This window comes from Rhizobacter sp. P2_H2, from assembly GCF_056403375.1.
Window position 1 is genome coordinate 1 of record NZ_JBFUFP010001453.1, and the last position, 1,071, is coordinate 1,071.

Annotated in this window: 1 protein-coding gene; it reads right to left on the reverse strand. The window is 63.0% G+C overall.

The genetic code is table 11. From position 1 onward, the window contains the following. Nucleotides 1-100: 100 nt before the first annotated feature. Nucleotides 101-1,069, reverse strand: a complete 969-nt coding sequence (locus AC1D15_RS33865; RefSeq protein WP_477829516.1) for a porin — start codon at nucleotides 1,067-1,069, stop codon at nucleotides 101-103. Nucleotides 1,070-1,071 lie beyond the last annotated feature (2 nt).

Below are 1,071 nucleotides of genomic sequence, written 5' to 3' on the forward strand. Positions count from 1 at the left end.
AGATGGTGCTGGCCGGCCTGAAGCGCTACTTCCTGGGCTGAAAGCAAAAAAGGCCGGTCTTTCGACCGGCCTTTCGGCTTCGACCTTGCGGGAGCAAGGATCAGAAGTTGTGGCGGATGCCGACAGCGAACGAGCTGAAGTCGTCGCCGGCCTTGGCGACAGAGTAAGCAGCCTTGGCCTTGTTGTCGACCTTCGTGTAGAAGGTGTAGACCTTGGTGCGCTTGCTCAGGTTGTAGTTGTAGGCCACGGTGGCTTGCTTGGCATCGGTGTCGCCGTTGCCGTCGACCTTGCCGGCCAGGCCGAAGTTCAGGTGGAATTCCGAAGCGCCGACAGCGTACATGCCCGACAGGCGGACGACGTTGATCTTGCCGTCGTTCGGAGCGAAGCTGGTGCCCAGCTCGGCGCGCTGGTAGTAGCCGCCGAACGTGAAGGCGCCCAGCGTGTACAGCGCGCGAACGCCGAACTGCTTGTCATCCTTGTTCTTCGAGAAGCCGGCACCCAGGGCCAGGTCGCCGACCGAGTAGTTGGCGGCGAAGTCATAGGCCTTCTCGGCACCCGCAGCACCTTCCGGTGCCGACACGGCGGCTTCCAGCGACAGGTTCTTCACGAACTCGGGGGCGCGGTAAGCGACCTTGTTCGTGTCGCGCATGACGTAGTTGTACAGCGCGTCCGACGAGGTGCCGGTGTCGTGGTTGTGCATGCTCACGTAGTCGGCCGTCGCGTAGTACGACTCGCTCGTGAAGTTGCCCAGGCGGATCGTGCCCAGCGCGGCGCTTTGCAGGAACACTTCCGACTGGCGGGCCCAGAAGGCGGTCTGGCTTTGCGTGCCGTTGTCGGCGTTGAAGCCGTGTTCCAGCTGGAAGCCGGCCTTCAGGCCGCCGCCCAGGTCTTCGACGCCCTTGAAGCCGATACGCGATGCATTGTTCTGCAGCACGGTCTTCTTGACGTCGCCGGTCTTCTGGTTTTCGATCGAGTCGTTCAGGCGGCCGTAGATGGTGACGCTGCTTTGTKCGAACGAGGMGCCGGCGGCAACGGTGGCCACGGCGGCGACGATGAGGGAGCGTTTCATGG